Genomic DNA, 8,580 nt, shown 5'->3' with positions numbered 1-8,580 from the left:
GACTATTGATAAGAAGGGTGTAAAGTTAATGCATGCTGCTAGGGGAATGAGTTCTTATTTAAGAGGTTGCTACGGCAGCCTTTTTCTTATGGACCTAACGGGGAAATTGCACGCACAAGGCGGCGATACATTTCTTTAGTGTAGGTCATGAAACTAAGCTAAAGAAATATGGCATAAAAGGGTCACTCAAGATTAGGATTCTCCGAAATTTTAAATTATACTAATGTTCAGGGCAGTAGCAAATGATACTGACACAGATTAACCAATATGTTTATGAAGGATAATCAGGACAGAAAGCATTAACTTAGGTAAGCCATAACAAACAACTTTTTAGCAAGGTCGATTATGATATAAAAGGGGAGAAAAGGCATGCAAAGAGTCCATTTAACTGAAGATTTTAGTCTTTCACGCATTGTTCACGGTATGTGGAGATTAGCAAATTGGAAATTTTCAAACGAAGAAATTCTATCACTTATTGAACATGGTATGGATCGAGGTATCACTACATATGATCACGCCGATATATATGGTAGTTACACATGTGAAGAGATTTTTGGGAACGCTCTTTCATTAAAGCCATCTTTACGCGATAAAATGGAGATCGTTACGAAATGTGGCATAGTACTTCAATCAGAAAACCGTCCTTCTCATAAAAGTCACCATTATAACACTAGTAAAAACCATATAATAAAGTCTGTTGAACAATCACTTATGAATATTAAAACGGATTATATAGATTTATTACTTATCCATCGTCCGGATCCCCTGATGGACCCGGCTGAAACGGCTGAGGCGTTTAATCAATTAAAAGAATCAGGAAAGGTCCGTAACTTTGGCGTATCGAATTTCAAAAAAACGCAATGGGATATGCTTCAATCTTATCTTGAATATCCACTCGTGACGAATCAACTGGAGCTTTCTGCATATAATCTTGAGAACTTCGAAGATGGAACCATGAACTTATGTCAGCAAACGGGCGTGGCGCCGATGGCATGGTCACCGCTTGCAGGAGGAAGCATCTTTGAGGAATCGGATGAAAAGGCTGTCCGCTTAAGAAAAACGTTAGAAATCGTAAAAGAAGAAATAGGGGCTAATGGAATAGATGAAGTCATGTATGCCTGGCTGTTGAAGCATCCTGCAAAAATCATTCCAATCGTTGGTTCCGGCAAGAAAGAACGCTTGGATACCGCAATTGATTCATTAAACCTAAGTATGAAACAACAGCAATGGTTCAACATTTTAACAAGTTCCATGGGGCATGATATCCCGTAATGATCATACAGTTGAACCGCAAAAGTATGGGACTTCCAAAAGGGGGCCCATTCTTTTTTGCGTGAAAACATAATTGGGAATTAACTAGAGATGTAAACAGGCAATCGTTTAACCAATCCTTCCGTAAAGACCAACCTATTAATTCAAGTGAACGACTGGAACATCAATCTTTACCCCTTTTAAGTAATACCTTCAATTTTTAATAGTATATTTTTATTGATAAAGGTAGTTATGTATTTTATAATGGTTATAATGAATTAACATCATGGATAAGAGGGGGTTCGTACATGCTTAACACGGTCGTTTTATATTTACCTATAGGTAGAAAAACGTTTGATATTGAAGCAGCTGAAATATATCGTAAGCAAAGTATGGAGTGGTTGGAAGAAAGCTGCAGCCATCTTGTAGCACCAGAACAAACCGTGACATCTGTTGAGGAACTTCAAGATTTTTTAGATTCCATAAAAGATGTGAAATTCGATACGGTTTTATATCAGAGTGTTACTTTTGCAGATGGAGAGTTTATGGTCAAGGTATTGGAGTATTTCAAGCAGCCTGTCATTGTTTGGTCAGTTCGCGAACCGAGTGTTGGAGGACGATTACGCCTCAATTCATTAACTGGCGGGAACAGTACAAGTAATGTACTGCGGAATCATCAACATCCGTTTGCTTTTGTATTCGGGAATCCAGATGAAGATGCTTTAAGAAAGCGTTTACTAAGACAATTTGATGTTATGCGTGTTCTAAAGGCATTAAGTGAGCTGAAAATAGGCGTGGTAGGTGAATATCCACCAGGTTTCTTCTTCTCACAATCTAATGAAGGAGAACTGCAAACAGCACTTGGGGTTACACTTCATAAGATTGATTTACAAGAGGCGTTTACACATTGTGTGGAACTCCCAGAACAAGAGTGGATCGGTGAAATTGACCGTGCTGAGAAACAAGTAATTGGATTGAATCGTAATGATGAAACCGTTACGAAGTTCGCTCAATTTTCAACGTACATAAAAAAACATATCCAGCAACAAGAATTGAACGCATTGGCGATGCGGTGTTGGCCGGACTTTTTTAACGAGTTGGGAGCAGCTCCGTGTTCGACTCTATCCCAATTCACAGAAGACGGAATGGTAACATCATGTGAATCAGATATTCATGGATCGGTTTCTATGTTTATTTTACGTGAATTAGCTGGTGGAAATGCACCTTATTTAGGAGATTTAGTCCATGTAGATGAAGCAAAAAATTCGGTTGTATTTTGGCATTGTGGTGCGGGAGCTTATTCTCTTGCCAATCCTACTACAGGGGCAACAGTCGGTGTACATCCAAATCGGAAAATAGGCTTTGCAATGGATTTTGGTTTGAAAGCAGGAGTAGTAACGATCTTTAGAGTAAGCCATACACCTGAAGGCTATCGTCTTTTAGTCATGAAAGGAAATGCATTGGATGGAGAGCAGCCGTTTACAGGAACATCTGTGGAAGTGGAATTAAAAACAGATGTAATGGACACACTTTACAAACTTATGCATGCAGGATATGAGCCTCACTTTGCACTAGTTTATGGAGATGTAACGGAACATCTAATTGAATTGGGACGTATCCTTCAATTAGAGACCGAGGTATATGTATAAGAAAACAGTATCTCACCATTACAGCAATAGCTAGTTAATGATATATAATTTATCCTATATACTAGCTTAAAGGGGTTGGACAACGTGAAAAATATGATAGATGCTAATAAAAATGTGGCTCTTTATTTACAGGTAAAAGACATTTTAGTTAAGCGCATTCAGGAAAAAGTATGGAAGGCAAACGCATTGATACCAACGGAACAAGAGTTGATGCAAGAATTTGATGTTAGCCGTACCACTTTAAGGCAAGCCATTTCCATTCTTGTACAAGATGGATTATTGGAGAAAAAACAAGGAAGGGGAACAATTGTAAAGCCTCAACCTCTTATTGGTGGGAGCTTAGGAAAACTAAAGGGGTTAGCAGAAGAAGTAACAGAGAGAGGCTTGACACCTAATTCAAAATTACTGCGTGCAAACTTTAAAAAAAATCTATATTACGAAACATCAATGCTCCAACTAGCAGAGGGAGAAGAAGTTTTTGTAATTGAAAGGATCCGTTTCGCTGATGATGTTCCCATTGCCATTGAACGCTCATGTTGGCCCAGGCATATTGGTAAAATAATTGAAAAACATGACCTGAATAGTGCAAAGTTTTATGAGATTCTAGAGGAAAACGAAATTTTTTTAAAACGTGCGAAAGAAAAAATTTGTGCAATCAACGCAACTATTTATGAAGCAGATTTACTTGGCATTCGCGGTGGTGAAGCTTTGCTTGAAATGACAAGGCTAAGCTTTGGATTTGATGATAAACCACTTGAATTTACGATAACAAAATATCGTAGTGATAAATATCATTATGATATTGACCTTTTTAGATAAATCTTAATACGTTTAGGGAGTGGAGAGATTTGACGAATGGAACACTAGTTAAGCAATATGGTTTATATGTGGATGGTCAATGGGAGAAAACGTCAGAAACAATGAACGTACTAAACAAATATACGCAAGAACCCGCAGCTCAAATTTCAGTAGCCACAAAAAAACATGTGGATAAATCTGTAAAAAGTGCAAAAACAGCGCTAAAAGTAAATTTTTCACCATATGATCGATATGAGGTATTAATGAAAGCTGCTCAGTTGCTAATTGAGCGTCGTGAAGAATTTGCTCGAATTTTAACTATTGAAGTTGGGAAGTCCATTCGCGAATCACGTGGAGAAGTAGATCGTTCAGCTCAAACTTTACAAATATCAGCAGAAGAAGCAAAGCGTATTCATGGAGAAGGTGTGCCTGTTGAATCAGCTCAAGGTTCAGAGAATCGCATGGCCTTTACAGTACGTGTTCCGGTTGGGGTCATTGCAGCTATCACCCCATTTAATGCACCTATAAATCTGGTCTGTCATAAAATCGGACCAGCACTTGCTGCTGGCAATAGTGTGGTCTTAAAACCAGCCGAAGTAACCCCAATCTGTGCCATTAAACTGGCAAGCCTATTGGAAGAGGCTGGTCTACCAAAGGGACGCCTTCAAGTGCTGACTGGTGATGGTGCAAAAGTTGGTGAATGGTTGCTAGAAAATCAAGATGTTAACATGTTTACTTTTACAGGAAGCCCACGGGTAGGAGAATTAATCCGTTCAAAGGCGGGATTACGGAAAGTGTCTCTTGAATTAGGAAACAATTCAGCCACCATTGTTCATAAAGATTCTGATTTGGAAAGAGCTGTAACTTTAGTTTCACAAAAAAGCTTTAACAATGCAGGACAAGTTTGTATCTCAGTCCAACGTATCTATGTTCATAACGATATCTATGAAACCTTTGTTGCTAAGTTAATAGAAAAAACAGAAGATTTTGTAGTTGGTAACCCATTGGATGAAAATACAGATATCGGACCTATGATTCGTCTTACTGAAGCGGAGCGGGTAGAGGAATGGGTGAAAGAAGCAGTAGAACAAGGTGCACAGGTTGAGTTAGGCGGCAAACGTGATGGCGCTTTTTATTTTCCTACAATCTTAACGAATGTAAATGATGACATGAAAGTTTGCCGTCAAGAAGTGTTTGGGCCAGTTGTGTCCATTGCACCATATGAAGAGATAGACGAAGTAATCGTTAAAGTAAACGATTCTGATTATGGTTTACAAGCTGGACTTTTCACGAACGATTTACAATTAACAATGAAAGCAGCGCGTGAAATAGAAGTGGGCGGGCTGATTGTTAATGATGCGTCAGCATATCGGGTCGACCATATGCCTTATGGTGGCGTGAAGAAGAGTGGAAATGGAAAAGAAGGTCCGAAATATGCAATTGAAGAAATGACGGAAGAACGTATTATTGTCATAAATTTATAATTGTATGATTTATTAAAAAAGGACCTAGAGGGGAAAGAATCTAGGTCTTTCCTTTAGCCATATGACAAAACAAAAGGTAATGAAGGTGACAAAGATGGAGTTTTTAACTATTCTCCTACCTATTTTCGGTATTTTTGCGATCGGATTTATTGGACAAAAGAAAATCGGATTTGATACAAAGACAATATCAACAATGGCGCTTTACATCATGTCTCCCGTTCTAGTATTTCAAACTTTTTATACAACACCATTTAACGTTGATTATTTATATCTTACTTTTTACACATTTGTCCTTTGTTTTTCCCTGATTGCAGTTGTTTATATGATTGCTTTTTTTCACGGATATTCGACTCCTGAGACATGTGGGATGATATTGGCGTCGTCTTTTATGAACAATGGAAACTATGGTACCCCCGTTGTCTTATTACTTTTCGGTGCTACCGGACTAAAATCTGCCATCATTTTAATGGTGATACAACAATTGGTTATGTGTACGGTGGGGGTGTATTATGCTGCAAAAGGGAGTCCAGAAGGTAATGGTATACGTTCAGCGCTTCGGGCAGTTCAACGTATGCCCACTATGTATGGCGGACTTTTAGGCGCTACTTTTCAATTATTGAATATTCCATTAAGCAGCGCCGTACAAGAAGCTGTAGGCTTAGTAGCTGATGCAGCTATTCCTACAGTAATGATCGTACTAGGAATGCAGCTTGCTAGAATATCAATAAAACATTTAGCAAAAGCCAAGATTTCGTGGTCGCTCATTGTCAAACTTGCGATTTCACCTGCCATTGCTTATATGCTAACACTTTTCTTGCCTGTAGATGATATGGTTAAACAAATTATGATTATTATGGCTGCAATGCCAACAGCAGCTAATACGACTATGTACGCTCTCCAATTCAATACAGAGCCAGAGTTTGTTTCAAGTACGACACTAATTAGTACTTCGTTAAGTCTTGCTACTTTGCCTATTATTTTTATGATGGTCTTATAAAAAAATAGTGGAATTCCATATATATTTATGATCAAAAAATGTTAGAGGATGATTAATCAGAGTCCTCCCAATAATTCAATCCTGAACAAGTAAGTAGATATTATGAGTTTGTAGACAAAAGGGATTCTATCTAAATTATAAAAACAAGTTGATTGGATCGGGTGTGCGAGACTCCAGTGGGAAAAGCGCGTCCAAGGGAGACCCGCAGGAGCAAAGGCACCGAGAAGTCTCCCGGACCGCCCGCGGAAAGCGAGTGCCTGGAGGGGAAATCAACGGGCAAATTTTAAAAACCTAAAAAAATGTAAACAAACTCAATTATTATCGAGTTTGTCTACTGTCTGAAGCTTTTATATCATATAAAAGCTTCTTTTTAATAAGTTTCTTCTATGTAAGGGGGGACAGTCAGCGATATGGAAATACCCGTCTTTGCTATAATTGTCTCATGGTTAAATTCAAAGGGGCGGAACAACTTAAATATTTGTTGATAACATAGTTTAGAAAATTGATTTGCACATAGGATTTAGAGTGAGTGCCTTACGGTGGAATGAGGGGAAAACAAAACTAAGTATCGGCTTACCCCGGAATTCAAAGGGAAGAAGCATGTAAGATGCTCCAATATCCGAAAAGGATACTGTGCATTTTACATGCTCCCATTTACACCGAGAATGAACACAAATACAGAAAGGTGAGTTGTAGATCTTTAACGCCATACACCATAGTTTACATACTGTGGGGAGAGGACTGTGCTTAAGACGTACCCCTACTAGATTCGATTCATTAGAAGACTATAGCTTTCCCTTTATAAACGCTTTTTAACAACTCATCAATGTATACTACTTTTCCTGTTTTTATGGATTCTTCTGCCGCGATTCCGACGACAATAGACCAAAAGCCTTCTTCAACAGTTGCAGTTGTTGTGGATACGCCTTCAATATTATCAATAAAGTATTTGTGCTCATAATAGGTTCCCCCATTATGCCCACTGCTCTGGATAACAGATGGATAACAAGGAGTGGAGATTCTTGTAGGTTTACTTTCACCACTTAATACTTCTAGGTGTGTATTTGGTCTATTTACTGGTAAAAAATCATCGTTTTCATATGCTCTCAGTCTTCCTTCATCTCCACATATCGTTATTTCTTCATAAAACATAGGAGAAAACATACATAAATTAAAATTCGTGTTAACACCGTTTTCATAAATGATATTGACATTAGCATGATCAATAACATCCGATTTTTGATCTTTATATTCAAAATCAGTAAAATTGACAGCGCTTCCTCCAGTTGCATATACGTAAGATGGTTTAGATTGAGCAAATAAGTTTAAAAGGTCAAAGTAATGACAACATTTTTCAACTAATGTCCCGCCTGAATACTTAGAAAATTTATTCCATTGATTTACTTTATCGAGGAATGGAACCCTATGTTCTACAATGCTAATTGTTTTAACGTCACCAATGGATTTTCGCTCGATTGCTTCATGAATCGATTCATTATAAATGGCTTTGTATCGATATTGAAGGCCAATTTGAAATATCCCTTTATAATCATCAGCAAGTTCTTTAATTTCCAATGCATCTTCTAAATTAGTAGCCATTGGTTTTTCCAGTAAAATATGTTTACCAGATTTGACAGCTTCTCTCACAATCTCAAGATGGGTATAATTTGGCGTGCAAATAATTAGTCCATCTACTTGTGGATCATGACAAGCGTCCGTTAGACTCTGATATTCTACTAAATCGTGGCCAGGGAAGTTTTCTGAGAACATTCTTTTCGTATTTTCAATACTTTTCTTATCTATATCATAAATACCATGGATGGTGGCTCTTCCTTCTAACATGGTTACTTTAATATGCTCATGTCCTATCATTCCAGCACCAATAACGTTGAATTTATATTTTTGTTGTTCACTTTTATAAATGTATTTATCCTCTTCAGATAAGTAATCAACATTTAAAAAGCCTGAGAAAAAGTTACTGTTTAATTCTTTTCTTTTTGTACTCATATCAATAACCTCCGTGTAATGCCCTATTTTTTAATCAAGTTTTACGAGTTTTTCCCTCTGATTACTTACTTTGGTATTCCAAAAGAAGGTGTAAAATACACTTGCTAGCGTTATAGGAAAGATAGGCAATTACTAAGCTAATGCTGAAAGTTTGAGGGCAAATTGCAACATTATGCACACTAAACGTAATTACCTTTAAATAAAAATCAGTACCTTTGTTTATTATAAGAATACGTTTACAAAATTACAAGTGAAGATTTTAAAATAATCAAAAATTCTGAAAAGATAAAAACTGAATTTACACCTTACTAATAGGTAAGGCATATTAAAAAAAAGAAGAAGCTATGTGTAGGTGGAAAATCTGATGAACGAAAGATTCGGTAGAGTATGGAAG

At 37.3% G+C, this 8,580-nt stretch carries 6 protein-coding genes; 5 read left to right on the top strand and 1 reads right to left on the bottom strand.

Going from position 1 to position 8,580, the window contains the following annotated elements:
• The first annotated feature begins 369 nt into the window (after positions 1-369).
• The 5 genes from ACFWE9_RS24205 to ACFWE9_RS24185 all read left to right on the top strand — a co-directional run bounded on the left by ACFWE9_RS24205 (position 370) and on the right by ACFWE9_RS24185 (position 6,179).
• On the top strand, positions 370-1,272 hold the full coding sequence (locus ACFWE9_RS24205; protein ID WP_377359193.1) for an aldo/keto reductase: 903 nt from the start codon (positions 370-372) through the stop codon (positions 1,270-1,272).
• Between the two features lie 287 nt (positions 1,273-1,559).
• Positions 1,560-2,900, top strand: coding sequence for a sulfoquinovose isomerase (gene sftI / locus ACFWE9_RS24200; RefSeq protein WP_230159811.1), 1,341 nt, complete (start codon positions 1,560-1,562; stop codon positions 2,898-2,900).
• Between the two features lie 93 nt (positions 2,901-2,993).
• The gene (locus ACFWE9_RS24195) at positions 2,994-3,719 is read left to right on the top strand and encodes a GntR family transcriptional regulator (protein ID WP_230159914.1); all 726 of its coding nucleotides are present in this window, start codon (positions 2,994-2,996) and stop codon (positions 3,717-3,719) included.
• 29 nt (positions 3,720-3,748) lie between these two features.
• Positions 3,749-5,182 carry an aldehyde dehydrogenase family protein gene (locus tag ACFWE9_RS24190; RefSeq protein ID WP_230159809.1) on the top strand — a complete coding sequence of 478 codons (1,434 nt, stop codon included), beginning with the start codon at positions 3,749-3,751 and terminating at the stop codon, positions 5,180-5,182.
• A gap of 94 nt (positions 5,183-5,276) precedes the next feature.
• Complete coding sequence (locus ACFWE9_RS24185) at positions 5,277-6,179, top strand: AEC family transporter (RefSeq protein ID WP_377359190.1); 903 nt, start codon at positions 5,277-5,279, stop codon at positions 6,177-6,179.
• Positions 6,180-6,956: 777 nt separating this feature from the next.
• Here ACFWE9_RS24185 and ACFWE9_RS24180 read toward each other — a convergent pair.
• Complete coding sequence (locus tag ACFWE9_RS24180; RefSeq protein WP_230159804.1) at positions 6,957-8,186, bottom strand: Gfo/Idh/MocA family protein; 1,230 nt, start codon at positions 8,184-8,186, stop codon at positions 6,957-6,959.
• Between the last annotated feature and the right edge of the window lie 394 nt (positions 8,187-8,580).

Source organism: Peribacillus sp. NPDC060253, from assembly GCF_042727425.1.
Taxonomy (GTDB): Bacteria; Bacillota; Bacilli; order Bacillales; family DSM-1321; genus Peribacillus.
Note: the sequence above shows the minus strand (reverse complement) of the source record. Positions and strands in the feature narration are given on the sequence as shown.

Bases quoted from the DNA above. Each gene is read 5' to 3' on its own strand.
- ACFWE9_RS24205 (WP_377359193.1), top strand. From the start codon at position 370: ATGCAAAGAGTCCATTTAACTGAAGATTTTAGTCTTTCACGCATTGTT.
- sftI (WP_230159811.1), top strand. From the start codon at position 1,560: ATGCTTAACACGGTCGTTTTATATTTACCTATAGGTAGAAAAACGTTT.
- ACFWE9_RS24195 (WP_230159914.1), top strand. From the start codon at position 2,994: ATGATAGATGCTAATAAAAATGTGGCTCTTTATTTACAGGTAAAAGAC.
- ACFWE9_RS24185 (WP_377359190.1), top strand. From the start codon at position 5,277: ATGGAGTTTTTAACTATTCTCCTACCTATTTTCGGTATTTTTGCGATC.
- ACFWE9_RS24180 (WP_230159804.1), bottom strand. From the start codon at position 8,186: ATGAGTACAAAAAGAAAAGAATTAAACAGTAACTTTTTCTCAGGCTTT.